Genomic DNA, 26,034 nt, shown 5'->3' with positions numbered 1-26,034 from the left:
ATGTATTGACATAAAACAGAATATGTCATACATTAAAGTAAACTAATAGTTTACTTTAAAACACTAAAGTGAACTTGCGAGGTAGCAACTGTTGGGAATCAATGAGCGTAAGGAAAAAGAAAAGGAAATCCGCAGAAACGATATTATTGAAGCAGCGGAAAGAATCTTTTTTACAAAGGGATATGATCATGCCACGATGGACGATGTGGCGAAAGAGGCTGAGTTCAGCAAGAGAACAGTGTATGTCTATTTCAATAGTAAAGAGCAGATCTATTTTAAAATTATGACAAGGGGATATAAGCTGTTAATCGGTATGCTGAAGGATGATTTACAAAGAGAAAAGGCCTGTAATGCGATTGAGGAAATAAGACAGATTTCTTTGACCCTCTATCGGTTCAGCAAGGATTATCCAGAATATTTTAAGGCAATTATGGAGTATGAAAATGGTGAACTCGATTTTCAAAAAGGGATTCCGGATCAATCAAGAGAAGAGTGCTATGCTCTTGGAGAGGAAATACTGGGGCATTTGACCGGAACGCTGGAAAAGGGCATTGCAGAAGGTTCCATCCGCAGTGATTTGGATGTTGTAAAAACAGCTCTTGTTTTGTGGGCTTGCATGATTGGCGTGTTTAATACCGCAAAGAAAAAGGAGAACTATATTAAGAACTATCACAGGACGACACCGGAGGAATTGATATCAGCAGCTTTTCAACTTATCGTCAGGTCAATACAAGCTGAAAATGGAGGAAATCATAGATGAGCAAGAGGACGGTGAAGAAAACAATGGCCGTTATTCTTTCATGTATTGGCGCGTTATTAGTCATAGCTTTTGCATCTCTATTGATCATAAGTGGGATTTTTGAGTCGCCAAAGTATTGGGAACCTTGGCAAAAGACCTACTCACAAAAATTTGATGATCCAAGAATACGTCTTATAGCGCACGGTATCTTGTCTGCAAATGGCCACAACATGCAGCCATGGAAAATCCGGCTCGACAAGGAGGATCCCATGGTATTTTACTTATACGCCGACAGCGACCGCTTAACAAACGAGGTAGATCCTTTTGCACGGCAAATGATGATTACCCAAGGCGCCTTTTTGGAGTATGTCAATATCGCTGGAGATGAATTAGGTTATCAAATTGCGGTGGAGTTATTTCCAGAGGGCGGCTATAATGAACAAAAACTGCCGGAGAGCATGAAAACCAAACCGGTGGCAAAAATCATGCTTACGAAAGACAAGCCTCGAAATAATCCTCTTTATGATTCCATGTTTTTGCCGGACACAAACAGGGCGGCGTACCAGTCAACCAAGTTAACCTCTGAGCAGATAAATCAGTTGGAAACCATCAATGCCGACGCCAATATGTCGATAAAGATTTTTCAGGATGAAGAAAACGTAGATAAATTGGGAAGCTATGCAATGAAGGGGGCAACCATCGAAGCGGACGTGAATCGTGTTATGCAGGAATCGCAAACTATCTTTCGCGCCAACGAGTACCAAAAAAATAAATATCGTTATGGCTTTTCTGTCGAAGGGCAGGGTACTTCAGGCATCATGCGGCACCTCATACAGGGTTTGGTCACGCTCTTTCCTTCGATGAACAGCGGGAAAGCTGCATCGGATCTCTTTATTCGGTCTACCCGGACATCGGTGGACAACACACCGGCTTATGCCATGATTATTACGGGTGACAATACCCGTTCAAGCCAGGTCAAAAGCGGTATGCTTTACAGTAGATTGATACTTACAGCGCACCGTTTGGGTTTTGTTATGCAGCCGCTCAGTCAGGTCCTGGAGGAATACCCCGAAATGAAAGAGCCATACAGCAGTATCCACCGCGACTATGCTGCGGGGGGAGGCGCCATTCAGATGCTCGTTCGTTTAGGCAAGCCCACCAAAGAAGTCCCGCAAAGCATGCGACGCAATGTGATGGATTTGATAGCCGGAGAATAAAGTTGGCAAAGACGCCGGTGAGGCACTTGATCACCGGCGCTTCATATGGAAAGCTCAAGCCCAATGGGGCAATGATCGCTGCCTGTGACCTCGGAATAAATCAGGGCTTTATTAGGAAAAGCTCAGGGGCTCCTATTAATAATTTTATCATATCACTTCGGATGATGGAGAACAAATGTTTTATGAGTGTCGTATTTAGCTCTTGTCAAATGTAGATAAAGAGGAAAATTTTATTCTTTGTAGAATATTATGAAATATTTTAACTCTTGCCGGTAATATTTTATGGAAGTGATTTTCAAGGAGATAAGTCGGGCATGAGAGGACTTCTGACACCTTTACGCAGGCTCGATCGGGTGATCGAGAAAGCAGCAGACCTGGCTCAGGCTGCTTATGGACCCCAGGCGGCCGCCGATCCCTACCGGGGACTTTACATCAACCGGGATGAAGTAAGGCGTCTGCTTGACCGTGAGCCGGGAGCGCCGCTGCTTTGGTGCGGGGATGAACATATCGGGGGTTCTCAACCCCAGTCGTTTATGGAAGGTTCTCGTATGGCGTGGCTGAAAGAAGCCTTCGGACTTACCCATTTTGACCTGGATATTATCATCATCGCGCTCGCGCCCGAGCTGGACGCGCGTTATGAGCGCCTCTACGCCTATCTCCAGGATAATGTGGCCCGCCGTAAGGCAAGCGTCGATCTGGCGCTCAACCTGCTGTGTACCACAGCGGAGGAGAAGATCGAGAGACGCGCCCATTTTGCGCCTGATTCTCCCCTTGTCGGAAAGAACCTGATTCACCTGATAGCGGAACCCAATCATCTCCAGCCGTCCCTCCTGTCACATTACATCACACTCGACGAGCAAATCATAAATCTGCTTCTCTTCCAGGATGGATTGGATTCACGGTTAGCTCCTTTCTGTGAATTGATATACCCGGCTTGCGGGATGGATAATACGCCTTTGGCCGGCGAGTCGAAACGCGCTTTGCTTTCTCTTACGGCCCATGCCCTTCAGAAACGGCAGCAATTACACCTCTATTTCCAGGGGCCCCGGGGCGCAGGCAAAAGGATGACCGCGGAAGCGCTGGCCTTTGAAACAGGCAAGTCCCTGCTGGTCGCCGACCTGTACACTATTCCGTACAGGGAGACCAGCTTCGGGAAGCTGCTCAGGATACTGTTTCGCGAGGCATGGTTCAAGGATGCCATACTCTGCCTGGATGAAACGGACGCATTATTCAGCGATGAAAATGCGGCGGCTTGCAGGTTTTTGCTTAAATCGCTGGCAGGGGACTCAGGCGTCACTGTCCTCACCGGAACAAAACCATGGGTACAGCACGGGTTCGGGCCGGGAGGGGTGATAACGGTGCCTTTCACCATCTCAGATTTCGGCCGCCGGCGCAATTGCTGGAACGAATGCCTCACGGCAGAAAATATTTTATTGGATGAAAGCGAACTCGATGCTCTGGCGGATCGCTTCAGGCTGACGCGGCGCCAAATAATGTCCGCGGTGACGTCCGCCAAGAAACGCGCCCGGTGGAATGCCGCCGCAGTGACGGCAGGCGATCACAAGGACATTATCAACGACAAGCCGGCCTTAAGGGATATTTTCACCGCGGCGCGCGCCCAGTCCGGACACGAGCTGGCAGCGCTGGCTCCAAAGGTTGACACCAGGTATACCTGGGATGACATCGTGCTGCCTCAGGATACCATGACCCAACTGCGCGAGATGTGCCGGCGGGTCGCATACCGTCACCGGGTGCTGGGCGAGTGGGGCTTCGATCGGAAACTGTCGCTGGGCAAGGGTGTAAACGCCATGTTTTCCGGCCCGTCCGGCACGGGTAAAACCATGGCCGCCGAGATCATCGCCAATGCGCTTGGACTTGACCTTTACAAGATCGATTTGTCCGGCGTGGTGAGCAAATATATCGGAGAGACGGAGAAGAACCTTGACCGGATCTACACCGGTGCGGAAAGCGCCAACGCAATACTCTTCTTTGACGAGGCGGACGCGCTGTTCGGCAAGCGCTCCGAGGTGCGGGACGCCCATGACCGCTATGCGAATATCGAAATATCGTACCTGCTGCAAAAGATGGAGCAATACGAGGGTATAACCATTCTGGCCACCAACCTGCGCCAGAACCTGGACGACGCCTTTGTACGGCGGATGTCCTTTACCATCCATTTTCCGTTTCCCGATGAAGAAAGCCGCCGGCGTATCTGGACCGGCGTCTGGCCGGCGGCAGCTCCGCTAGCCGTCGATGTAGACCTGGAATTCCTGGCCCGGCAATTCAAGCTGAGCGGCGGGAATATCAAGAACATCGCCCTGGCGGCTTCCTTCCTGGCTGCCGCCGATGGCAGCGCAGTAGCTATGGAACACCTTTTCCGGGCCACGCAGCGTGAGTACCAGAAGATGGGCAAGACTCTGTCTGAGACCGAGCTTTATGGCGAGCGGAAATCACTGCAATAACGGCAACGGGAGTTAGTTACTATGGCAGGACCTGTTTTCGCGAAACCGGAAAAAGAAAAAAACGATGGGAAGGTTGCGGGACGCGCCCCGGAACCGTTTCGTCGACTTGAGTCGCTCGAGCCTTATGCGGATATTATGGACTTGCAGCATATGGCCGGCAATAGGGCGGTGAGCCGGTTGTTGGAAGCGGATGTGAATGCAGCGCTGGAACAGATCCGCCAAGCAGCCAACCAACTGGCTTATCAACTGGAAGCGGCAAAAGCGCGGCGTGACGAACAGGAGAAAATTAACCGGGATCAATGGGCTGTATCGTGGTTTTCGGAGCAGGTCGGCAGTGCGGCGGGGGTGTTTCAAGGTAAGGGGTTGCGTCGCTTAAATATCCCTGAGAAGACTATTTGGAACACTTCGGAGCGGCTGCTCAAAGAGGTCCGGCACTGGCTCACATCGGGCGACGTAATGCGAGCCGCACATACGCTCCAGAACCTCGCCGGTGAGTTCACCAAAGCGGACACGGAGCTCAATGAATACCTCGAAGGGGTTACCGGCGGCGCCGAAATTTCGACGACTGGTCTGAAGGTCGCTGCCGCAGCCGGCGCTATTGCTGCCACTATTGCCACTGGTGGCGCTGCCGCAGGCGCCGGACTTACTGTTTTGGGTACTTCCGCGGTTGTTGGTGTTGGCGCCGGCACGTATGGACTGGTTCAGGAAACCGCAAGCCAAACTGGTGAGATGTTTGCCGGGTCACGCAAGGTGGGCGACTTTGATAGGGCAGTCCTCATCCGTGGCGGTAAGGATGCTGTAAATGGTTTTGTCAGTGCTTTTACTGGCGGGGTGTTTACAAAATATGCGGCCAGGTACTTTGGCCGTATCGCTGTGTCGCGTATGTCTAAGGACCAGATTGCCAATCTTGCTGAACGTTTGGGTGTCGACGCCATTGATCTGACCCCGCAAGTTTTCCTTAGTAAAGGACAGCAATTCCTCATAGAATTCTTCGCTGGTGGTGTTGCAACAACTCCAATTACAACGGCAGTCGAGGTCACCCTCAACAACCTCACCGGACAGCCGTCGCAAGAATCATTTGTGAAGACGGTTGTGGATAATGCAATCAAAGGAGGCCTGCTCCAGCTTTTCTTGGGTTTTTTGACACGTGGCAAGGCAAAGCCCGGCAGGGGGCGGGAACCTGTATCCTTACCTGAGGCGCCTGCCAAGATGCCGCTCCAGTCACACCAGGAGAGGATTGCTGAAGTTCAGGCGCAGACGAAATCATCATTTAAATCACCAAAAGAGCCAATCGCTCACTCTGAGGCGCTCCCTGATGCGCCCGCTGAGATGCCGCTCCAGTCACACCAGGAATGGATTGCTGAAGTCCAGGCACAGACGAAATCATCATTCACATCGCCAAAAGAATCAACCGCTTATTCTGAGGCTATCCCTGAGGCGCCTGCAGCGACTTCATTCCAAACAAGTCAAGAAGCAAGTCAGCAGTGGACGGCGCTTAAACAATTAGAAGTTGGAACACCTAAGCCCGGCCCGGGCCAGCCTGAGATCGAGCCTAAGGCGGCAGGTGATTTTAGAAAACCCGGATCAAAAAAGGGCGAAGTTAAGGGCACGCCCAGGAAGGCCGAACTCGAACAAACAGGACTCGCTACAAAGAAACGAGTTGCCGCCGGCGCAATGATCAAGTCGGGAGAAGTCGAGAATACGGCTTATGAACCATACAATCCTCCCGGCAAGCAGAGGCCCCCCGGCCGGGAAGAGCAGATGCACGACCTGAGGGAGCAAAAAGATTGGAAGGCGCACCGGGAGAATTCTGACGCCTTTAGACGCCGCGCCATGCCGTCATTGACAAAGAATAGTCTCAAGGTTGATGATCCTGATCCGGCGTTTCCCGGCGAAACCGTTACCAGTATCAATGAAGATCATATCTTCCCTATTCGTAAAATTCGTGACTTGCCGGGGTTCGCAAAACTCAATAGCGAAACTGCCAAATTTGAAATCGAAAATATGCCTGAGAACCTTGAGTTGGTAAGTGAAAAGGTCAATAAGTCACGCGGAGATTTATCCTACGAGGAGTGGGCCAAATCCGAAAGCGGTGGCAAGGCGGATCCTGCTTATTTAGCGCAGCAAATAGCTAAGGAAAAACAGATAATGCAAATCATCCAGGCCCGGATTGACGAGTTGCTCCGCCTGCAGATGACCAAGGAATGGAGGCTCCGTCTAGGGTTGCCGTCATGGTGAGGCTCTGATGAAGAAACCGGCCTCTCAATCCGATCGATGCTATAGACCAGGAGAAAGAGGGACATTGCGTGATCCGCCATTTCAATCTATATCTACGCAAATTATTCGAGAAACAGCTCAAGCTGGAGACGGAGCAGATCGGCTTCGAGCCGCCCGACGAAAACTGGCGCAATTATGTGAGCGGCATACATAAACGCGCGCTCAATATCTACCTGGTGGATTTGCGTGAAAATCACGGCAAACGGACGAACGAAGGCCTGCGTGAGGTCAGGAACGGGGTTGTCAGCGAGATCCCGGCGCCGCGTTGGGTGGATTGTCATTATCTGATCACGGCCTGGGACCTTACCTCTCCTGACATTGCTCACGGGGTGGAGCCGACGCTGGAGGAGCACACCATGTTATATGAGGTGACAGGCCTTCTGCCGGCCCTGGAGACGGAGTCGCTGACGCCGCGCCAGGTTTACGATCCGGACCCAGTGCCCGCGGACTTTCCCCGGGTATTGGCTGACGCCGCGTTGCCGTTTACCATCCTGCCGGGGGAAGGCTTCCCCAAACTGGCCGAATTCTGGGGCGCCATGGGCGCCGGATATCGCTGGAAACCGGCTGTTTATCTGGTAATAACGCTGCCGGTAATAAGGCCGGAGAGACTACTCGAGCCGCCGGTGACGACCCTAGTCACCATCTACGGTCAAGAGCATGGCAATGGGAATGAAATGGAGAAGGAGGAGATAAGGTAATGAGCTACAACATAGGGTTGAACATTGTTGAGACAGATGGCCGGGCAACTCCCAGCATTCAACCAGCCCAGACCTCGGTCGCCGCTTTCATGATCCTATCCGATCGCGGGGCGCCGGGGGAAGTGTTTCAGGTGGTCAATTGGAGCCAGTTCAAGGAACATTTCGGCTCATTCAAAGCAGGAGCCAACGGCGCTTATGCGCTTCAGGGTTTTTTCGATAACGGCGGGACAATGGCATATGTCACGAGACTTGTAAACAAGACCGGCGCCGCAGTAGAGGCTGTTTGCGCATCTGTCACCGGCACGCCGAAGAACCCCCTGGCCTTGACCGAGGGTTTACAGCTACAATTAAAGATCGATCGAGGCGCCGAATCTGCCGTGAGTTTCAATGCAAAGACTCCCGCCATGCTCGATGGCTCCCTTGCCGGCCCGCTGCCGAATGATACGGACCTGGATCTGACCCTCGAAGTGAATGGTCAGCTTAAGGCAAGCTACACATTCGTTGGACAAGACTTCCCAAATGGTTTCGATAAGGCAACCCTGGAAGAGATCGTTGCGGTTTTAAACCGTGAATTTATGGGTATTCAGGCTTTTGTCATCAAAGATGAAAACACCAAATTATGTGTGCGGACCGATCTCAAGGGGGCAAACGCTTCACTCAAAGCGGGTGGAAAGCTGGCCGGCATCCTGAAGTTTCCCACAGATCTGGTTAAAGGAGCAGGAAACATCACGAATATGGGTACGGTTGATCTAATGGAGGCGGTAGAAGCCATCTGTGACGGCCTTAAAACAACCGGCCTGCGGGCTATCCTCTCCCCCGACGGCAAGCAAATTGTTATAAGCCACACTATGCCCGGGAAAGCCCACACTGTACAGGTCGTAAACAATACCAGCAATACCTTTGGCTTTGACACCAACGTTCATGAGGGGGAAGATGTTATTGCAGCTGTCGCGGCTTCCGCCGCACTGGGAAGCCTGACGGTTAAGGCGGGTTACATGGGCAAAGAAGATCCAGGGGCATGGGGGACCGATCTTGCCGTAGAAATAACAAAGAACAATGAGAATAACAATCACTTTGATCTTGGTGTCTATTATGGCAAAGAGAAGGTCGAAGTATGGGAAGTGGAGGACGCGCAGAATGCAGCTTCGGTTATAAACAACGTGTCCTCGGGCTCAAAGTTCATCATGATCCAGAGTCCCGCTTCAGGAACTCTTTCAGTCGCCCCCCTCACTCCATTGACAAACGGCAGCGACGATAATTTGAGCCAGGATCATGTCAAGAGTCAGGTTCGCGACGCCAAGGAGTTCTTCAATACATACGATGTCCAACTGGTCTGTTGCCCTGAAAGTTCCGAGCCGGAAGTTGTCAGTGATTTGCTGACCTACTGCGAAAAAAGGGGCGATTGCATGTTCGTCGGCCATACGCCCGTAGGCGCGAAAGGGAGCGCCGTGAAAGATTACGGCAAGAAGTTTCGCGGCGACAAAGTATACGGCGCGCTCTACTTCCCCTGGATTCGGGTTTACGACCCCCTCGACCCGCTTGGGCATAAGCCGAAATTCATACCGCCCACGGGCCACGTGCTGGGCGTCTATGCGCGCACAGAGCGTGAACGGGGTATCTGGAAGGCGCCCGCCGGCAACGCCGCCCGAATCAACGGAGCGCTGGATGTGCAGTACAGCATTACGGATACCGAACATACCGACATGGTCAAGAACGGCAGCGTGAACGCAGTGCGCTTTATCTCCGGGCAGGGCATCGTGATCGACAGCTCGCGGACCCTGAGTACCAGTACGCTCTGGCTTTATGTCAATGTGCGGCTGCTCTTCAATTTTGTCAAGAGTTCACTGAGGTCCGGACTGCGCTGGGTTGTCCAGGAGCCCAACAACGACGCGCTGTGGAACAAGATCAAGTATAACTCCGTGACGCCGTTCCTGATGGGATTGTGGCGCCAGGGCGCATTCGGCCCCGGTGCACCGGAGCAGGTGTTTACCGTGAAGGTGGACGCCGAGAATAACCCGCCTGCGAACATCCAGCAGGGTATCCTGACGGTCGAGGTCTACTTCTACCCGTCGCGGCCAGCGGAGACCATCATAATTACCGTAGGCCAGCAGGAAGGTGGGGCAACCGCTGGCGAAAAATAGATAAGGAGGGGGAAAATGGCCGCTCTAGGCTTTAATGAAGCATACCGGACACACGAGTTCGTAGTTGAGATCGAAGGTATTGAGAGTCCCAACATCACGAAAGTGACAGGCCTTACCGAAGGCGAGGTGGAAGCGATTGAGCAGCCGGACGGCGGGGCCAACATTACCCACAAAATCAGCTCGGGGATTATCAAGTATGGCGATTTGACTCTCGAGAGGAACATGGACGGCAGCAACGCCGACAAGGGTTTTAAAGAATGGTTTCAGACAATGTTCACCATAGACGGGACGGGAACCGGCTCCCAGTTGCGGCGCAACGGCTCCATCGTCGTCAAGGAACACCAGAAGGAAGTCATGCGCTTTGTGTTCGAAGGGGCTTGGATTAAATCGTCCAAGTTCAGCGACCTGGACGCGGGAAGCTCCGGCCTGATGAAGCAGACGATAGTCCTGGCAATTGAGCGGATGTATCGTGTTTGACAACTTGGAGGTTGACTGACTTATGGCACAATACCCGCGTGAGTTTGACGTGCTTTTGCCTGTCGGGTATACAGACGGATCGGGCCGGGTCCACCGGCAGGCGGTAATCCGCAAGATGCGGGGGCACGAAGAGGCGCTGCTTTATGATCAGACATTGTCGGCCGGCAGGCTCGTTACGGAGCTTATCCGGAGCTGCCTGATCCGGCTGGGTGGTATCGAGGCTGTTTCGTCACAGATTGTATCGGAGCTCTATACGGTCGATCGAAATTATCTGCTGCTCGAACTGCGCCGGATTACTCTGGGTGATCGCTTGCCTGCGGTATACGTCTGCCCCCGCTGCGGTACTGAAATATCTGTTGCCCAGGATTTAAGCAGGATCCCGGTGCGCAGGCTGGAGGAAGGCCAGGCCCTGGCTGACATCACTTTGCAGCTCGAGGACGGTTACATAGATCGGGAAGGGGCCCTGCACACAGAAATTGTCCTGACCCTGCCACGCGGTGTCGACGAGGAGTTTGTGTCATCCATGGTCGAAAAAGACCCGCTGAGGGCTCAGGATGTCCTGCTCCTGCGTTGCATAAGGCGCTTTGGGTCGCTGCCCCCGGCGGCCCTGGAAGCCTATGGGATAAAGATCCTGCGCGATCTCACCATGGGTGATCGCCACCGGCTGTACCAGGCGCTCAACAGCCAAATGCCGGGTGTCGATTTTCAGTGCCCGGTGCGCTGCGACTCTTGCGGGACCTCCTTCCAGGGGATAATGGACGTTGCAAATTTTTTCGTCTAGAGCTGGGAGGTGGGCGCCGGCTGCGCCAGGAGGTCTTTTACCTGGCGTACCACTTGCACTGGCCGTGGTCGGAAATCATGGATCTGGCGGTTGGCGAACGGCAGGCTTTCGTTCGGATGCTTGCCGAAAGGATCGATGAGGATAACCGGGCCTGGGAAACCCTGACCGACCGGTTGAAAAGAGGTTGAAACTGATGATGGAAAGGAGCGAGACATTCTCACCGCCTGCTCATCTGTGCGCCGGATGGGGGCTAAATCTGACGGCGCAGCGCAGGAAACGCTTGCTTGGCTGCCGGCTGCTCCGGCTTGTCACGCCTTTCCTGGCATTGGGTGGGCGGTATTTGCTGCAGGCCGCAGCGGCCCGGTCTCTTGGCCTGCTGACGGCGATGCCCTGGCTGGCGCCAAGATGGTTGGAGAGGCCGGAACGGGATGCGGCGCCTGCTCATGTTAATGAGCCGGTAATGCACCCGCCCATGGCAACCACACTCAACGTTACCTCTCCGCCGGTGCGCACACCTTCGGAGCAACAAGCGCAGCCGCTGATCGCGCTTGCCCTGGTTTCGCCCTTTTCCGGGGAACAGCGCACACCGGCGCCGTCATCTCCGACACCGGCGGAACCGGTTGTGCATCCGGCGCGGACAAAAAGGGAAACTGCAAAGATGGGCAGCTTCTTTTCACATACCTATATTTTGCCGAAGGTTTTGCCGTCCCATTCGGACATGGCACGGCAGACGGACGACCTGTCCGTACCGGACTCTAAAGCAACGGACAAGCCAACCTTGGCCGGCGCGCTCCACATTCAGCCGCAGATTTTACCGTACCATGCGGGTGCGGCACGGCGGGCGGACAATCTGCCTGTGTCGGATTCTAAAGCAACGGACAAGCAAACCGTGGCTGGTGCAAGAGGAGAAGAAGCAGTAGCTCCGCCGGGTTCCGGCCGCTCGTCTGGATCAATGCCGTCGCGCCTTCCGAAAATGACCCCGTTATGGGGTCCTCTGGGTGGTTTCAGATATCTTACGCCCGGAACTTCCCCGTCGGCCTTTTACCGGATAATGACAACGGCAGCGCCCGGACACAGGGCAAAGCAGGCAGAGCTCTTGTTCCAAAGCCCGCCGGAAGCAGGCGATACTCAGGAAATGCCGCCCCTGCCTGAACACAAGCTGCATGGGGGGCCTGAGACAGTTGCCCCCGCCGTGTCCCTGCAAGGGCTGAGCCTGGCTCTGGAAACCATCAGGCACACGATGAAACGCGAGGTGGCCGCAGCCATAAGGGAACGGGAAGAAGAAGCTCAATCACTTGCATCGAACCGCTCAAGCGGAATTGACATGACGTCGGCAGGGAATCTTGTCAGCGACAATATGGTGCGGCTGTTCATGCAGAAAATGCGCAAACTGGCTGAGGAGGAACGCTTTAGACTGGGCCTGCTGCGCTAAAAGCGCGGTGCGAAAAGGAGTATGGGCATGATCGAAAAACAGGTGCTGCGCGGGTTTCTCGCCAACGCAGAGGTTATTCCGCCATTAATTGTCACATTCCAGTTTAACCCGGCATCGATTAGCGACAACAAGGTCGTAAACTACGCCGGACGTAATGCGAGTCTGAGTGAAGATACGCCGGGAAAGGTTTATACCGGCGGCGGTGACCGGACGATCTCCTTCGATATAAAACTGCACGGCCTTGAGCAGGGCACGAATGCGCTCAACCCGACGCCCGTGGATAACGGGATATCGACGGAACTGGCCAAGCTGCGCTCCTTCCTGTACCCCAAGGCCGACGCCTGGGCAACAGTAGGCGGCGGCGAGGAGGGCAGGCGGATCAGCTCGCCGCCCACCTGTATTTTCGGTTTCGGAACGAAAATCCTGGAATGTGTCGTGACCGGCATGAACATCACGGAGACGCAGTTTAACAGCGCCCTGGCGCCTGTGCAGGCAGAGGCCAGGATCACTCTTGCGGTCATCGAGGAAAAGGATAATAAGCTCTACATCCTGGACAAGGCGCACAGAAACGCCCTGGCTGCTCTGGGAATCCAAAATATAAGGCCATTTTAGAGGTGAATATGCCTGTCTCTATTTATTCAAGATACTATGGACTGGATACTGTCGAAAAAAACGGACGGGTGAGTTTGGCCCAACGTCCCGCCGTCCCCCTTGAAACTTACCCGGATAGCATTATTCATACGGTGGTGGGGAATGAAACCCTGGACCAGCTGGCGGCGCACTACTACGGGCGTGCGGAGCTTTGGTGGCGCATTGCCGACGCCAATCCACTTAAGTTCCCCCTGGACTGGAAAGCAGGCGACACCCTCATCATTCCACCCATCCGGGTAGCCACGCGCACGCCGCGGAGGTAAAAGTGAAATACGACCTTTATTATCGAATCTCAGTCAAGGCCGGCAATGCCTCTTATGATTTGTCCCATGACCTGTCCTCCTTAACGGTCGAGGAAAGCGAAACCGGGCCGGACAAGCTTACGATAGAGATGACCGATCCGTTCAAGGTCTACAGCCATGCCCTGCAGGAGGGGATGCAGGTTGAGACGGACCTGGGCAAGGTCAGCGATCATTCCATCATCTTTCGCGGCCGGATCTCCAAGGTCGAAGGAAGCTTCCCCCGGCATGGTGTGCCGGCGCTCAGGCTCCTGGCCTTTGACAGGAGCATGAACATGGGACTTCGGAAAAGAAACCGTGTCTGGACCGATACTTCGCTGGAAAAGATCGTGAAGGATATCGCGGGAGCATATTTCAACACCGGCGATATAAAGGTGGATCTGAAGGGGAACCCGAATTTCACGGGCAACGGCATCCGCCAGCAGGATGAAACCGACCTGGCTTTCCTGCTCAGGCTTGCTTCAAGATATGGCTGTGAGGTGTTCGTGGTGAGCGGTGAGCAGAAAGACGAGCTTTTTTTCAAGGCGCAGTACAAGATCATGAAATCCGCTCCGGAAGTCACGCTTTATCACGGAAGATATGGTGTCAGCAACCGTCTGCTCTCTTTTGAAGCGACCGTCGATGCGGCCAAGATCCAGCTACCGCGTGTTTTTGCCGGTACCGATTTCGATACGGGGCAGTGTATTCAGCAGGTCACGGCGCCGGTTCAGGATGTAGGAACCACCGAAGACCGTTTCACGGACGAGAACCTCACCCAGTTCTACAGCCGCTATCCGGCCAGGGCCTTGTCCATAAAGAACCTGCTGGCGGCTGCCGGTACCGTTCAAAAACAGTTGCGGGATGAACTGGGAAGCGTGGAGCGTGAGGTTACGCCAGGCTTTACAACGCAGGATGAACTGAACAAGCGGGCCGACAACCAGTTCAGCACCAGCATCCATGGCATGAGCGCAAGCGGAAGCGTTCCCGGCAACCACCGCATCCATTCCCAGTCCACCATCGGCATTGCCGACGTGGGTGGCCGCTTTTCCGGAACATGGTACCTGTCCCGGGTGCGGCATGTGTTGAATAAGGAAGGCTATCAGACCGAGTTTCAATGCCGGCGATAAGGGGAGATTATGTTCGAAACAGAAAACAATAAACAGGAATACGCCTTAAAGAAATACTTCGGCAAGTATCCGGGGGTGGTGTTGGGTAACGATCCTCCCCAGAACGACCCCCACCGGGGCGAGCTTTTGGTCGAGGTGCACGGTATCCTGGAAGAGACGCTGGATGGCAAGAGCCAGCGCCCCATCCAGGTTAAGGCCAAACCGTGCTTTCCGCCGGGCTTTTTCTTCATCCCGGAGCAGGGAGACAATGTGTGGGTGGAATTTGGCGCCGGCGACATCAATAACCCCATCTGGACCGGGGTCTGGTATCCGAAAGGAAAGACACCCAACACGATAGACGCCCAGGCGCCGGCAAAATTCCAAAAGGTTATCCGCACTGTTTCCGGACAAGTGATTCAACTGGATGACAGCAGCGGGTCCGAGAAGTTGGTGATCGCCGATGAAAAGAACAAAAATACCATTATCATGGATAAAAACGGCATCAAGCTTGCCGCGGGGAACAATGTTAACATCACCATGGACTCAACAGGGATTACCCTGAATGCCGACGCTGTCAATCTGGGTGGATCTTCCGGTGAAGGAGTTGTAATGGGCGATTCATTCGGGAATATATGGAACTTGTTTATTAACCATACGCACACTACGGCGGTGGGGCCCACCAGTACGCCGCTGCCTCCCGCTCAACCGCCTCTCTCTACCGCAGTGAGTCAGAAGGTTAAGGCTGTGAAATGATGTCCATATTGTGAGGAGTCAAGCATGTCTTTAAAAACCGCAGAGCTGCAGGAAAATATCAAAAAGGCTTTTAACAATGCGAAAGACAGGGCAGTAAAAGAGATCGGTAAACTGCAGCCCGAAGAGGTACAGGATAAAATTGTGGAAATTGAGAACAAGGTTCAGGACCAGCTGGCGCAGGATCTGGCTAGCGCGATAGAATCCTATATCAAAAGTGGGGACGTTGTCGGAATCGTAACAGAGGGGAGCGTCCATGTAGTCACAACAGGAAATGCATCGAGCCAGCAAGGAGACGCCGATTTTACCTCTACGCAGGTTGACACGGGCAAAATCCAGTAAAGGTAAGAGAGTATGAGTGAAACAATCAGCGGCTTTTCTTTTCCCTTCCGCATCGATTCGTCGGGCCGGGTGGCCCGGACCAGCGGGCCGGAAAAACTGAAGGAAAATATCAAGCATATCCTGCTGACCGGCATTGGAGAGAGGGTGATGCGCCGCGACTATGGCGGCGGTCTGCGCCAGCTCGTCCATGACCCAAACAACGACGCGCTGCGGGCGATAGTACAGCATCAGATCGGCAAAGCCATTGGTCAGTGGGAGCCGGGGGTGCAGATACAGGGTGTGACGGTCACGCAGAAGGATGGAAACCTCTACGTTGAAATCTTGTATTTGATCGGCCGGACGCAGCAGCCGCAGAGTCTATCGGTGCCCATCGGGCTGGGAGGTATCTGAGCATGAGCACATCTAACGGGCAAAACGGAAGCGACACGTCCAACCGTCCTCATATTGATTATACGGACAAGGACTACGATTCACTGCGCGATGCGATGCTGGCGCTGGCCACGGAGAAACTGCCGGGCTGGACGGACCACTCGGCCAACGATCCGGGCGTCGTACTGCTGGAGCTGTTTGCCTACATGGGCGACTTAATCCTCTACTACCAGGACCGGATCGCCAACGAGAGTTTTCTGGATACCGCTGTGGAACGGAGCAGTGTTATCAACCTGCTGCGCCTGATCGGGTATGAGCTGCGTCCGCCGCAGCCGGCCTCTGTTGATCTGACTCTGCTGTTCAAACCAGATATCAAAACGGATGCCGGCACAGTCACTATCGACGACAAAGCTGAGTTCAAGACCACTGCCGGTCCTGCCGGAGGTGACCCGGTCAGTTTTCGGTATGTGCGGCAGCCGTTGACGATTGATCTTCAACTGCTTCCCCTAATACAGCACACCGACGGTAAAACGTACCGCTGTTATGACAGCCTGCCTGTGATTCAGGTGGATTCCGTCCAGGAAAAAGAAATTGTTGGTTCCTCTGATAATAGCTCCGGCCAACGTTTCAGGCTAGCGGGAACGCCTCTCATTGTTGACTCACTGGAAGTTTATGTGGACGGGGAAAAGTGGGAGCGCCGGGAAACGCTCTTTTACAGCGACTCCGCCGGTAAGCATTACGTTGTGCGCCGCGACGAGTCGGATGTGTCCTGGATCGAGTTCGGCGACGGCAATTTCGGCAGTATCCCGCGTAAAGGGAGCAACAATATAACCGCCTCCTACCGGACCGGTGGCGGGATCAAGGGAAACATCCCGAAAAATTCCATTTTCAAGGTGAGTGCGATCGGAGACCCCGGCTCCAACCTGCAGTTGGTCTTCAACCCCAATGCCTCGTCCGGAGGTATGGAGCGTGAGGATTGCGCCCAGGCAGTCCTGCGGGGGCCTCAACTGTTTCGAGCCCGCAGCCGGGCGGTCACTGGAGAGGACTATGAGGCCTATGCCAGGGATTTCGGAGTGGCAAAGGTAAGGGCGCAGGCCGCCAACTGGAACACGGTGGAGTTGTATGTCGCCCCGGCCGGGGGCGGCAAGCCCAGCGATACCCTTAAAGAAGACTTGCGGCTTTACTTTGAAGATAAGAGAATGCTCACCACGATCATCGAAGTGAAAGATCCGGTATATGTGGATGTAATGATCGAAGGAGATTTGTTCATTAAGCCGCAATATTTCAGAGATTCCGTCCGCCAACGGGTAGAAGACGCTGTAAACCGTTTGCTTGCCTTTGAAAACGTTGATTTTGCCCGGGTACTGTACGTCAGCAAGGTGTATGAGGTTATTGAAGCCATTGAGGGCGTTGAAGGCGTTACCATCTCCGGATTCGAACGGGTTACGCCTCCCCCGGAAGGATTGGATCCGAAACCTGTTTGGGGTGTGCTGCGTTTCGATTGGAACGAGATACCATATTTGTCCGGTATCAATTTTAAAAGTGTAACAGGAGGTCAGAGTGGACGTTGAACTGCAGGCCAGGTCACACCTGGGCAGACAGCGCATCGATCTGGAATGGGCCTGGAGGGCGTCCGGGCAACAGTCCACACGGTTCAGACTGCTCCGGCGCGAGCGAAGATATCCTGTCGGTCCGGAAGACGGCGTGCCGGTGCTCGACATGCGCGTTCCTGTGGATCCCGGCCAGAATCAAATCCCGCCCAAAGTTCCGCAGACATATCGGCTTAACGCGGTTCTGGCCCCCGACGGCAGCGGGGTTCTTGTTGAGGGGGAAGACCCTGACAGCGGCGGCTGTGCCTACTCTTTCAAGGTAGCGGATCAAGGGGTCGCAGAACACTACATAAAGAAAAGCCTGTCCGGCTGCCTCAATACAATAGAGCATGCCGCAGGGGTCTGTTATTACTACACCCTTTTTGTCGGCGACGGCCTGTCTGCCAAACCGGTTGCACGCGCATCTGCGACGGCCAGCGTGAGCCACGGCTTTGCGGATCAGCTTTACCGGCTTCTTCCCGGAGTACACCGCGCCTATGATGAACCGGCGCCTGCCGGGAGGGGGCGGGGGCAGCTGCGCCAATTTCTCGAAGTCTTCGGGGCTGCTCTGGACTATTTCCGGAGCCGGGCCGAGGGCTTGCGCGGCCTTCACGATGTGCTGCAGACACGCGCCGACCTCTTGCCTCATCTGGCCGGATGGATCGGCTGGGATCTGGACCTGACCCAGGACGAGATCTCGCAGCGCATGGAGATCCTGTTCGCTCCGGAGTTGTACCGGACAGTCGGCACCCTCCCCAATATCCAGGCCCTGGTAAATCGCGTCACCGGATGGGACTGCCGCATCAAGGAGTTTGTTCACAATGTTTGCCTGAGTAATGCGCCTGAAACCCTTCATCTGTGGGACATCTGGGAAATCTCACGCAACAAGGCGGGTACAGCATGGTTAACGCCCGTGCAGCACTCCATGGCAGAAAATTATGACGGACGTCCTGCCTGCGTGAAGGACGCCGCCGGCAATTCATGGCTGTTCTGGCATGCCGGCCAAAGCAGCGGACGCAGCCTCTGGTGTCAAAACCTTGATGTCCCCGGCGCTGCTCCGCGCCGGATAGATCTTTGCCCGCAGGATGACTCCGGCAGCCTCCTGCAAAGCCTTGGAGCCCCGTCGGTGATATTGGCCGGTAAGGAGCTGTGGCTGTTCTGTGAATCCGGTCAACCGGAGAAACGCGAGGTCTGGTGCACAGCGAATCTGTTACCCGATGCTATTGGTAAGGAATCACCGGACAAAGCTGCTGTCTGCCCTGCCCGGAACCTGTCGCTGCATCCCGGGGATGACTCCAATCCGGCTGCGGTTACATTAGAGGACCAGGTGTGGGTGTTCTGGCAGTCGAACCGTCGCGGTCCGACCGACATCTGGGCCAGGGTTCATAAAGACGGCCAATGGGGACCGCCCGGGAGAATAACCACTGCCGGCTTCCGTCATTGGGCCCCCGCCGCCGTTGTCGACAATAGTAATACTCTGTGGCTCTTTTACTGTGAAGATGACTATAGCGAACAGGGGCTTTCCCGCCGGTTGCGCTGCCGGACTTTCGACGGCCATGAATGGATCGACAGGGAAGATGCCGGCACAGACGGGCCGCATGATGAATCACCTGCAGCGGTTGTCCAGGGGAACAATATATGGCTGTTCTGGCAGGCCCGGGACGCTCAAGAAGGGTGGCAAATTTGGAGCAAAACTTTCAACGGGAAGAAATGGGGAAAAAGAGGCCGGGTCACTGACCATCCCGCGGCGGACAAGGAGCCGACGGCTCTGGTGGACGCAAACGGGCGGCTGCGCGTCTTCTGGCGGTCTCAGCGCCGGGGTTATTTTCGTATTGCAGGTCAATCTCAAGGCAGGGGATATCCTTTTCAATCGTGTACTGTTGACACGCGCAACGCCGAAATGCTGGCTCATGTTCACTTGCAGAAAGAAGCCTTCAACAATCGTGTGCACTACACTTATGACACCCGGGCGCGTAGCGCCGGCCGGGCGGTTATCAATCATGATGCATGGTGTGCGCGGGATACGGTGGGTGTATATCTGACCCCTGATACACTGGACGCGGAGCTGATCACCCGGGGGCAGGAACTTGTCAAGGGTCTGATCCAGAGGTTTCTGCCGGTTCAGACGCGGATCGTGTTTGTCATAGAACCGCCGGTTGTTCTTGAAAAAGTTTACACTTATGATTTCCCGGACGATAAAACGCAGGCCCTCGTCGAAGAGCAATATGTCGATATACTCGAGCGGGTCGAGCAATATGACGGGCCGGGAGAAGCTTACGAAGATATTTTGCCTGACTGGGTCTGGATGCGGGCATGGAGCGAGTCCTGCCGTGATCACAGGTCGGTGGATTGTAAAGCTGTCCCGGTCGTTACACGATACCGGACCTGGCAAGTCGGCGTAAAAAGTGGAGGTTAAGGCATGGAAAACGTTGGAGGCGCACTGCGCGGCATGTATCGCGACACCCTGTTTGACGCGGAAAACCGGCTGGTTTTTGACAGCGGGTGGATATCCAACACGATTGTCGTAAACGGCCGCGTCCTGCTGGCGGCCTTTATGAAGAGAGACCAGAATGCCAGCGGCATCTATTGCATGAAGGCGGGCATGGGGTTGGAAACATGGGGCAGTAACCCTAAGCAGCCGGCGGCTTCATTAACCGATCTCGTAACACCGTACAAAAATAAAGTGCTCATTGACCCGGATACGGACATTTCCTACCTTGACGGCAAAAACAATAAAACCGACCAGCCGACACACAGGCTGGAGGTACGGGTTGTCCTGGGGAAGGATTTCCCGGAAAAAGGCAAGACAAGTGAATTGCGCGAATTCGGACTTTTTGGACGTTTTGACAAGGATCTCCGCATGATCAATTGTGTACGGCATCCTCCCATACAAAAGGCCGCCTCGGAAACACTGCTCAGGTTGGTCCGGCTGATTTTCTAGCTGTGGCGGAACAAGCCCTGTGTTTAGTCATTGGGTTCATACAAAGCGGATAGCCCGTTAGACTTTTTACATATTAATGGAATTCATTTGCTAAAAGAAGGAGGAGCGCAGTGGGCAAGGGTAACTTTTCAAGAAATACCTTCGATAAGTTGAAGCACTATGTTGGTGTTCGACTTCAGCAGGGCGTGCCGATTGTTGACGCCGACTGGAACGAGCTGGAAGATATTCGAAAATTCGAACTTGAAACGTTTCTCAAGTGGTTCGTGGGTGATGGGGTACCTCTTGGCAATGACGGATTCAAAATCGAGCACGCCAATGAGGGCGGCAACATTCGCCTCTCGATGAGCGGTGAATTCGGCATGCAAACGATAATTACAATTGATCACAGCCAGTCAACAGCCGCTGATATTTTGGGTTTTGGATCTGCCAACTGTTCGGCTGCCGGCAATGGACTTTCAGCTCGCCTGTCCGGGACGGCGAAAGAGCCGTTTGCTCTTAGAGACGGTACGTTGTTGGTGATCAACGTTAAACGCTCCCCTCTTTCGTCCACTGGAAAGGCCGCATGGTCGCGAACGTGGAAGGTGGTATTCCAGAATGGCGCGCAGTTTAAAGATATCGGCAAGGCAACCGCCGCGGAAGTCGCTGCCGCGATCGCCAGAGCTGCTTCAGACCTGCGCGTATCCGCCGGCTTACAAAATGACTTTATCATTAAGGGCGGTGACGGAACTCCGGAGGGAGCCGGCCGCTGCCTGGTCGAGGGATGGGAGGTAATAAATGAATGTGATCTGCATTATACAGATCAACAGCTGTATGAAAACGATACCCTGGCCGCTGCCCTGGGTGTAGACCCATTGCTGCCGCTAACCGGCCAAAAACCGGATCAAGCTCACAGCAACTTGTACTACCTGGATGTTTGGGAGCGTGTAGTCGACGAGCATGAGGATACAGATCTCGTCAATAAGATTATCGGCGTTCCAACGTGCGTGCGTATTAAGCGCGAGTGGGTAGTACGGGGGTTGGAGGGCTGTGAAAAAAACACGGTAACTGTGCCTGAGACAATTCGCAGACAAGGTCATGTGTATTACCCGCTGGCACGCTTAGACTACTATCAACAATATGGCAGGGGCTTCACCATGCTTGCCGATCTACGCCGGACCGGAGTAACAATTGTATCTCAGCCTGACTTAGAAAAAATAACAGTCGATGTAAAAGCTATAGCGTCTGATGCTTTTGGCGCTGATTACAGGCTGGCCCACACCGGAAGGTCATATATAAATACCAGCCTGAGGGAAGCGATCAATGCGGTTCTTCGGGGCCACATGCCGGGCATGCCCGCCCAATCTTTGGCTAAGACCAATCATAAAAAGACTCGTCCTTCCATCGTTGAAGGAAATGAGGTCATGCATGTCTGCTGGCAGGAAAATCGGGGATCGGTTACGGCTGATTCCTGGTGCCTTTCTTTTATGGTATATGACGGCAATGCTTGGAATGGTCCTACAAAAGTAGGAGGTGGTAATGCTCACCCCTGCAACCCGTTCCTGTTAGAAGGTGATGAAGGTGTGCTCGCCCTGTGGGTCGGCGATTATGATCGAAGAAAACGTTGCATATTTTATACTAAGTATGTAGATGAGTGGAAAGATGTCGGAATTATGATTCCCGATATACTGATAAGCAATGAGGAATGCGAAGTATTCGCAATTATGCATAACGATTATCTATGGCTATTCTGGATGGACGCGGACACCGAGTCAGGGAAAAACGCCATATGGTACAACAGGCGTAAACCTTACACCACAGGAAGAGATTCTACAGATTGGGAGGGCAAGAGAAAGGTACCGGGCCAGTCGGCGGGAGATCCGGTTGCCATTGTAGATGGAAATGGCAATTTACTGGTATTATGGCTGTCTCAAGATGGGAGCCCGAGCATACGCTCAATTACTTGTGATTTAAAAAACCCGTCCAGCCCATCATGGGGCCAGGAAGAAACTCATGCTTCTACCCAAAAAATATCAGGCGGCCTGTCTGTTGTAAAGGACAAAACAAACGATATCTGGGTGTTCTTTTCGTCTGAGGAAAATTTTAAAACAAGTCTATGGTACTTAAGAATCAGGCCGGATCATCAAGGCGTGGCTCTGGTACAACTTACAACCGGGCAACTCTGCAGTGACAGTACAGGGAGAGCTATCAGCAATAGAGAAGGGGATATATTTATAATATGGAATAAATTTGTTGGCGGTAAGATATCGGAGATATGGTGCAGATGTTATACAAGCGACCATGGGTGGGGTCAGGAGATGCAAATTGTTCCTGGAATATTTGGTACCGGGGGCGGTATAAGTGCAGCTGTTGACAGTTGGGACAATATTTGGGCGGTTTATATTAACAATATGGGGTCTCAACGGGAAATTAGCTGTAGAAAGCTCTTGCCGTATATATAAATGCAACTCAATGATCAAAACGTCGTCCAATAAACAACATGATAAAATCGAACCGTTCCAAACCAATATAGTAAAAACAGTGGCGTTTTTCAACAATGCAGGGAAACGCCTATTCTTACTCTTATATGAAGGAATAAAACCGGTCACGCCGGTTTTTGATAATTATCACCCTAGTTTCTCAATTTGCCACAGCTGCAGCGCCTCAAGTTCTTTGAGCTTTCCCTCCAGGCGTTCGATTTCCTGTGACTCAGTTGCCCCCGCAATTTGCCGCTTAACTTCAGATATATCATTTATTGTTTGTTCCATGGCCTTGTTAAGTTCTTCCCGGTTCATTATCATCACCTGGTTTTATTAAAAATGAACATGTAGAAATATTCGCCGTTGATTGGAATTAGCCTGTTCTAAGCAGGTATAAATTATAAAAATTAAGTGGCCGGTTCCGATGTTAATTCGCCGTATGGAGCCTGAAGAATCGTATATTGACATTTTCAAGGCCTTGCTATAAGATAAATTGAAGCAAAATGTTGACATGTGTTGGAGATTTTGATGACAATCACGTATGAATTAGGCGACTCGTTATATATTAATATAACCAACCGCTGCACCAATAATTGCCTTTTTTGCATCAGAAACATATCCGACGGTGTTGGTAGTGGAACGAACCTGTGGCTCGAACAGGAACCATCTATAGATGAGGTTATTGAAGATATCCAAAGGCGGGATATTGCCAAGTATAAGGAATTTGTATTTTGCGGTTTTGGTGAGCCCATGATGCGCGCATATGACATTATTGAAATATGTAAAAAGCTCAAAGAGAAATATTGTCTGCCAATCCGCATCAATACCAACGGCCATGCCAATCTTATTTGCGGCAAGGATATCACACCTCAATTGCAAGGATTGGTGGACGCTGTTTCTATCAGCATGAATGCCGGGGACAGGTATGAGTATCAGGCCCTATGCCGGTCCAAATATGGAGAAGCGGCCTTTGAAGCCATGCTGGACTTTGCTGTCAATTGCAAGGAGCATATCCCCAAGGTAGTAATGACTGTGGTAAACTCAATCTCTGGGGAAAACATACGAAATTGCACAGAACTAGCGCAATCTATCGGCGCAGAATTTAGGGTTAGGTATCATGTAAAAAAATCGGCTTGATAAGGTTTTGCCATGTTTGTGGTAAACATCAACAGACACCGTGTACAGGTTAATAGGCGCGGTGTTTTGTTTTTTCTAAGGAAGGGTTAATACGTGCCGTTCAGGAATATGTTATAGCGATGTGGGAGGTGGCAGTTTTGGCAAAGTTACGTAAGTTAATGGGCGTCTTACTGGGCTTGCTGTTATTTGTTCCGGTAGGTACAGCCATATGGTTGGGTTTTGAGCCTATGTCCGCCGTTATCACATACAGTTGGGGAACCAGTATAATAACGTCCGAAGTAAAAAGCTTTATGGTGAATCCCCCCTTGATTTTCTTTTTGGGGGCTCTCGCCTATAGCCTTTATACAAAGGCGAACGGTTTTATTATAGCTGCCGCATTATCGTTCTTTTATTCATTTCTCACCTTATGGCTCGTTTGGAGCGGAGGCCGGGGTGAATGGTACGGGTTGCTATTTTACGCAGTCATCTTTACCATTGTGGGCCTTGGTGGAGCGTCAGCCGCGGCGCTCGTCCGTTTTCTTTATCATAAAATCAAGAAGGGTGACTGACTGCCTTCAATGCTTCTTTACCTGAGAGGTTGCTTATCCGAAACAGTGTTCCGGATACTATCAATACGTAAAAGTAACGAAGGAAACTGGTAATATCCATTCATGTTTGCAAAAACTTTGTTTTGAGGTGATCTGGAGCTCCCCGGATATGCTGTTTATATGAAGATTTAAGAAAGTAACTGGACATGATAAAGTATGGCTTTTTTAAATATCATATATTGACTTTTTTTAAGATCCTGCTATAAGATAGATAAAGCAATATAGTAAATGAGTTTTTGATATGAGCTTACGAACAGGCAAAGACGCCGGTGATGCACTTAATCACTGGCGCTTTTAGTTTACGAAGGGAAGATGAAAGGAGCTCTTCGGTCATGAAATCATTAATTATACAAAATGAGTCAATCGTTGGACCAGGATTGATTAAGAGCGCTATGGAAGCGGCCGGATGGGAACTTGATATTCGTGTCATGGGTAAGCCTGGTTCAGTTTTGCCCGATAATCTAGATAATTATCAGTCCCTGGTTATTCTGGGGGGTTCCATGAGCGCCAACGAGGAAGGGTTGTACCCTCATTTGAAGAAGGTTTGCCTGCTGTTTCAAGAGGCTTTCGCAAAGGACTTGCCCACTTTAGGCAGCTGTCTGGGAGGGCAGTTGATGGCCAAGGCGCTGGGCGCGCCTGTTACACACAATCCCGTGAAAGAAATCGGGTGGTTTAAACTCCGCCTGACCGCGGACGGGCTAAGATCACCGTTGTTTGAAGGTATGCCGGAAGAATTCCCGGTTTTTCACTGGCACGAGGACACTTTTTCGCTGCCGTCTTGCACCACCCTGCTGGCCTCGACCCAAGCTTGCGCGAATCAAGCCTGTTCTTTGGGCTCCAACTCCTATGCGCTGCAGTTTCACCTGGAGATCACTCCGGAAATCATTAAGAAGTGGATTAGCGTCTGGAGTGATGTTCTGCTTGAAGAAAACGGTTGCGGTGCTGTGGAAAACGTAATTCAAGAAACCGGGAGCATTTGGAGCCGATATGATAAGCTGGCAAATAGAATATTAAACAACTGGCTGGCTGGTATGTGATAATACAAAATTTAGATTAATCATTATTCATTATCTAATTTTTTATTTAGATATTTAATCAAAAACAGAAGAGTTGAACAATGCGGAGGTTGAGAAGGTATGTGATGGAAATGGTTTTTTGGCGGGAATTGTACTCATGGCGCCAAAAAACCTGGCAGCCGCCAGGTTTTAGTGTTTTCTGGAAGGCGATGTTTCACCCATTTCCTGTCTAAGGATCAGTATCCCTTCCATTGAGGTTGGGAAACCGGCTGTGGGTGCGACCAACATAAGCGCATGTTCAATTTCCTCTCTGCTGCACCCGCTTTTTATTGCTTTAATTATGTGGGTTCTGAGTGAATAATGATGTTGACCGGCGGCAGAAATAGCAACTTTGATCAGCCAGCGAGTCTTTTCGTCCAGCGGGCCGCCTTCAGTGTGTACCAATTTGCCGTAGTTCTCATAGGCCCTATAAACATCTTCATGTTTGCCGATAAAATACTTTAAGTTTTGTTCTATTGTATCCATAACCACAAATCCCTTCATTAGATCAATTTTCCTTTAGCATAGCCAGCGCTTCTGATTGTTATT

The 26,034-nt window shown here is 52.3% G+C and carries 25 protein-coding genes; 23 read left to right on the top strand and 2 right to left on the bottom strand.

Annotated features, from left to right (window positions below; genetic code table 11):
• Positions 1 to 91: 91 nt before the first annotated feature.
• The 20 genes from Psch_RS07120 (at position 92) to Psch_RS07025 (ending at position 22,688) form a co-directional block, all read left to right on the top strand.
• On the top strand, positions 92 to 760 hold the full coding sequence (locus Psch_RS07120; RefSeq protein WP_190239664.1) for a TetR/AcrR family transcriptional regulator: 669 nt from the start codon (positions 92 to 94) through the stop codon (positions 758 to 760).
• The gene (locus tag Psch_RS07115) at positions 757 to 1,956 is read left to right on the top strand and encodes an Acg family FMN-binding oxidoreductase (protein WP_190239663.1); all 1,200 of its coding nucleotides are present in this window, start codon (positions 757 to 759) and stop codon (positions 1,954 to 1,956) included. Before Psch_RS07120 ends, Psch_RS07115 begins: the two co-directional genes overlap by 4 nt.
• Positions 1,957 to 2,270: 314 nt before the next feature.
• Positions 2,271 to 4,418, top strand: a complete 2,148-nt coding sequence (locus Psch_RS07110; protein WP_190239662.1) for an AAA family ATPase — start codon at positions 2,271 to 2,273, stop codon at positions 4,416 to 4,418.
• A gap of 21 nt (positions 4,419 to 4,439) precedes the next feature.
• Positions 4,440 to 6,656, top strand: coding sequence for a hypothetical protein (locus tag Psch_RS07105; protein ID WP_190239661.1), 2,217 nt, complete (start codon positions 4,440 to 4,442; stop codon positions 6,654 to 6,656).
• Positions 6,657 to 6,724: 68 nt separating this feature from the next.
• On the top strand, positions 6,725 to 7,393 hold the full coding sequence (locus Psch_RS07100; RefSeq protein ID WP_190239660.1) for a Pvc16 family protein: 669 nt from the start codon (positions 6,725 to 6,727) through the stop codon (positions 7,391 to 7,393).
• Positions 7,393 to 9,534 (top strand): phage tail sheath family protein, encoded by a 2,142-nt coding sequence (locus Psch_RS07095; RefSeq protein WP_190239659.1) that lies wholly within the window; start codon positions 7,393 to 7,395, stop codon positions 9,532 to 9,534. Before Psch_RS07100 ends, Psch_RS07095 begins: the two co-directional genes overlap by 1 nt.
• Before the next feature lie 15 nt (positions 9,535 to 9,549).
• Positions 9,550 to 10,011, top strand: coding sequence for a phage tail protein (locus Psch_RS07090; RefSeq protein WP_190239658.1), 462 nt, complete (start codon positions 9,550 to 9,552; stop codon positions 10,009 to 10,011).
• Between the two features lie 22 nt (positions 10,012 to 10,033).
• Positions 10,034 to 10,792: a T4 family baseplate hub assembly chaperone gene (locus Psch_RS07085; protein WP_190239657.1), complete on the top strand. Its 759-nt coding sequence runs from the start codon at positions 10,034 to 10,036 to the stop codon at positions 10,790 to 10,792.
• 53 nt (positions 10,793 to 10,845) lie between these two features.
• Positions 10,846 to 10,980: a hypothetical protein gene (locus tag Psch_RS21375; protein ID WP_282432437.1), complete on the top strand. Its 135-nt coding sequence runs from the start codon at positions 10,846 to 10,848 to the stop codon at positions 10,978 to 10,980.
• A gap of 5 nt (positions 10,981 to 10,985) precedes the next feature.
• Positions 10,986 to 12,224 (top strand): hypothetical protein, encoded by a 1,239-nt coding sequence (locus tag Psch_RS07075; RefSeq protein WP_190239656.1) that lies wholly within the window; start codon positions 10,986 to 10,988, stop codon positions 12,222 to 12,224.
• Between the two features lie 27 nt (positions 12,225 to 12,251).
• Positions 12,252 to 12,836: a CIS tube protein gene (locus Psch_RS07070; protein WP_190239655.1), complete on the top strand. Its 585-nt coding sequence runs from the start codon at positions 12,252 to 12,254 to the stop codon at positions 12,834 to 12,836.
• Positions 12,837 to 12,844: 8 nt separating this feature from the next.
• Positions 12,845 to 13,138 carry a LysM peptidoglycan-binding domain-containing protein gene (locus tag Psch_RS07065; RefSeq protein WP_190239654.1) on the top strand — a complete coding sequence of 98 codons (294 nt, stop codon included), beginning with the start codon at positions 12,845 to 12,847 and terminating at the stop codon, positions 13,136 to 13,138.
• A 2-nt stretch (positions 13,139 to 13,140) separates the two neighbouring features.
• Entirely contained in the window at positions 13,141 to 14,280 is a 1,140-nt protein-coding gene (locus tag Psch_RS07060) for a phage late control D family protein (RefSeq protein WP_190239653.1), read from the top strand.
• A 9-nt stretch (positions 14,281 to 14,289) separates the two neighbouring features.
• Complete coding sequence (locus tag Psch_RS07055; protein ID WP_190239652.1) at positions 14,290 to 15,012, top strand: phage baseplate assembly protein V; 723 nt, start codon at positions 14,290 to 14,292, stop codon at positions 15,010 to 15,012.
• Between the two features lie 24 nt (positions 15,013 to 15,036).
• The gene (locus tag Psch_RS07050) at positions 15,037 to 15,351 is read left to right on the top strand and encodes a hypothetical protein (RefSeq protein WP_190239651.1); all 315 of its coding nucleotides are present in this window, start codon (positions 15,037 to 15,039) and stop codon (positions 15,349 to 15,351) included.
• Between the two features lie 12 nt (positions 15,352 to 15,363).
• Positions 15,364 to 15,741: a GPW/gp25 family protein gene (locus Psch_RS07045; RefSeq protein ID WP_190239650.1), complete on the top strand. Its 378-nt coding sequence runs from the start codon at positions 15,364 to 15,366 to the stop codon at positions 15,739 to 15,741.
• 2 nt (positions 15,742 to 15,743) lie between these two features.
• On the top strand, positions 15,744 to 17,291 hold the full coding sequence (locus Psch_RS07040) for a baseplate J/gp47 family protein (RefSeq protein WP_190239649.1): 1,548 nt from the start codon (positions 15,744 to 15,746) through the stop codon (positions 17,289 to 17,291).
• Entirely contained in the window at positions 17,281 to 19,725 is a 2,445-nt protein-coding gene (locus tag Psch_RS07035) for an exo-alpha-sialidase (RefSeq protein WP_190239648.1), read from the top strand. The genes Psch_RS07040 and Psch_RS07035 overlap by 11 nt, the downstream gene beginning before the upstream one ends.
• A gap of 3 nt (positions 19,726 to 19,728) precedes the next feature.
• Positions 19,729 to 20,250: a hypothetical protein gene (locus Psch_RS07030; protein ID WP_190239647.1), complete on the top strand. Its 522-nt coding sequence runs from the start codon at positions 19,729 to 19,731 to the stop codon at positions 20,248 to 20,250.
• Between the two features lie 110 nt (positions 20,251 to 20,360).
• Positions 20,361 to 22,688: a DUF6519 domain-containing protein gene (locus tag Psch_RS07025; RefSeq protein ID WP_190239646.1), complete on the top strand. Its 2,328-nt coding sequence runs from the start codon at positions 20,361 to 20,363 to the stop codon at positions 22,686 to 22,688.
• Positions 22,689 to 22,853: 165 nt separating this feature from the next.
• Here Psch_RS07025 and Psch_RS07020 read toward each other — a convergent pair whose 3' ends face one another.
• A complete protein-coding gene (locus Psch_RS07020; RefSeq protein ID WP_190239645.1) occupies positions 22,854 to 23,021 on the bottom strand; it encodes a hypothetical protein in 168 nt (55 codons plus the stop codon).
• Between the two features lie 213 nt (positions 23,022 to 23,234).
• Between Psch_RS07020 and Psch_RS07015 the strand changes: the two genes are divergently transcribed.
• The 3 genes from Psch_RS07015 to Psch_RS07005 all read left to right on the top strand — a co-directional run bounded on the left by Psch_RS07015 (position 23,235) and on the right by Psch_RS07005 (position 25,467).
• A complete protein-coding gene (locus Psch_RS07015; RefSeq protein WP_206663732.1) occupies positions 23,235 to 23,843 on the top strand; it encodes a TatD family nuclease-associated radical SAM protein in 609 nt (202 codons plus the stop codon).
• Positions 23,844 to 23,980: 137 nt separating this feature from the next.
• On the top strand, positions 23,981 to 24,391 hold the full coding sequence (locus Psch_RS07010; RefSeq protein WP_190239644.1) for a hypothetical protein: 411 nt from the start codon (positions 23,981 to 23,983) through the stop codon (positions 24,389 to 24,391).
• Positions 24,392 to 24,762: 371 nt separating this feature from the next.
• The gene (locus Psch_RS07005) at positions 24,763 to 25,467 is read left to right on the top strand and encodes a type 1 glutamine amidotransferase (protein ID WP_190239643.1); all 705 of its coding nucleotides are present in this window, start codon (positions 24,763 to 24,765) and stop codon (positions 25,465 to 25,467) included.
• Positions 25,468 to 25,635: 168 nt separating this feature from the next.
• On the opposite strand, the gene Psch_RS07000 is transcribed toward Psch_RS07005, so the two are convergent.
• Positions 25,636 to 25,989, bottom strand: a complete 354-nt coding sequence (locus tag Psch_RS07000) for a carboxymuconolactone decarboxylase family protein (protein WP_243120491.1) — start codon at positions 25,987 to 25,989, stop codon at positions 25,636 to 25,638.
• Positions 25,990 to 26,034 lie beyond the last annotated feature (45 nt).

Origin of the sequence: Pelotomaculum schinkii, assembly GCF_004369205.1 — a bacterium.
GTDB classification, from domain to species: Bacteria; Bacillota; Desulfotomaculia; order Desulfotomaculales; family Pelotomaculaceae; genus Pelotomaculum_C; species Pelotomaculum_C schinkii.
This window is presented reverse-complemented; position numbering and strand designations above follow the sequence as displayed.

What these genes read in the sequence shown, in the direction of transcription:
- Psch_RS07115 (WP_190239663.1), top strand. Translation starts at nt 757, where the DNA reads ATGAGCAAGAGGACGGTGAAGAAAACAATGGCCGTTATTCTTTCATGT.
- Psch_RS07015 (WP_206663732.1), top strand. Translation starts at nt 23,235, where the DNA reads ATGACAATCACGTATGAATTAGGCGACTCGTTATATATTAATATAACC.
- Psch_RS07110 (WP_190239662.1), top strand. Translation starts at nt 2,271, where the DNA reads ATGAGAGGACTTCTGACACCTTTACGCAGGCTCGATCGGGTGATCGAG.
- Psch_RS07005 (WP_190239643.1), top strand. Translation starts at nt 24,763, where the DNA reads ATGAAATCATTAATTATACAAAATGAGTCAATCGTTGGACCAGGATTG.
- Psch_RS07000 (WP_243120491.1), bottom strand. Translation starts at nt 25,989, where the DNA reads ATGAAGGGATTTGTGGTTATGGATACAATAGAACAAAACTTAAAGTAT.
- Psch_RS07090 (WP_190239658.1), top strand. Translation starts at nt 9,550, where the DNA reads ATGGCCGCTCTAGGCTTTAATGAAGCATACCGGACACACGAGTTCGTA.
- Psch_RS07040 (WP_190239649.1), top strand. Translation starts at nt 15,744, where the DNA reads ATGAGCACATCTAACGGGCAAAACGGAAGCGACACGTCCAACCGTCCT.
- Psch_RS07070 (WP_190239655.1), top strand. Translation starts at nt 12,252, where the DNA reads ATGATCGAAAAACAGGTGCTGCGCGGGTTTCTCGCCAACGCAGAGGTT.
- Psch_RS07105 (WP_190239661.1), top strand. Translation starts at nt 4,440, where the DNA reads ATGGCAGGACCTGTTTTCGCGAAACCGGAAAAAGAAAAAAACGATGGG.
- Psch_RS07055 (WP_190239652.1), top strand. Translation starts at nt 14,290, where the DNA reads ATGTTCGAAACAGAAAACAATAAACAGGAATACGCCTTAAAGAAATAC.
- Psch_RS07085 (WP_190239657.1), top strand. Translation starts at nt 10,034, where the DNA reads ATGGCACAATACCCGCGTGAGTTTGACGTGCTTTTGCCTGTCGGGTAT.
- Psch_RS07065 (WP_190239654.1), top strand. Translation starts at nt 12,845, where the DNA reads ATGCCTGTCTCTATTTATTCAAGATACTATGGACTGGATACTGTCGAA.
- Psch_RS07095 (WP_190239659.1), top strand. Translation starts at nt 7,393, where the DNA reads ATGAGCTACAACATAGGGTTGAACATTGTTGAGACAGATGGCCGGGCA.
- Psch_RS07030 (WP_190239647.1), top strand. Translation starts at nt 19,729, where the DNA reads ATGGAAAACGTTGGAGGCGCACTGCGCGGCATGTATCGCGACACCCTG.
- Psch_RS07045 (WP_190239650.1), top strand. Translation starts at nt 15,364, where the DNA reads ATGAGTGAAACAATCAGCGGCTTTTCTTTTCCCTTCCGCATCGATTCG.
- Psch_RS07075 (WP_190239656.1), top strand. Translation starts at nt 10,986, where the DNA reads ATGATGGAAAGGAGCGAGACATTCTCACCGCCTGCTCATCTGTGCGCC.
- Psch_RS07020 (WP_190239645.1), bottom strand. Translation starts at nt 23,021, where the DNA reads ATGAACCGGGAAGAACTTAACAAGGCCATGGAACAAACAATAAATGAT.
- Psch_RS07050 (WP_190239651.1), top strand. Translation starts at nt 15,037, where the DNA reads ATGTCTTTAAAAACCGCAGAGCTGCAGGAAAATATCAAAAAGGCTTTT.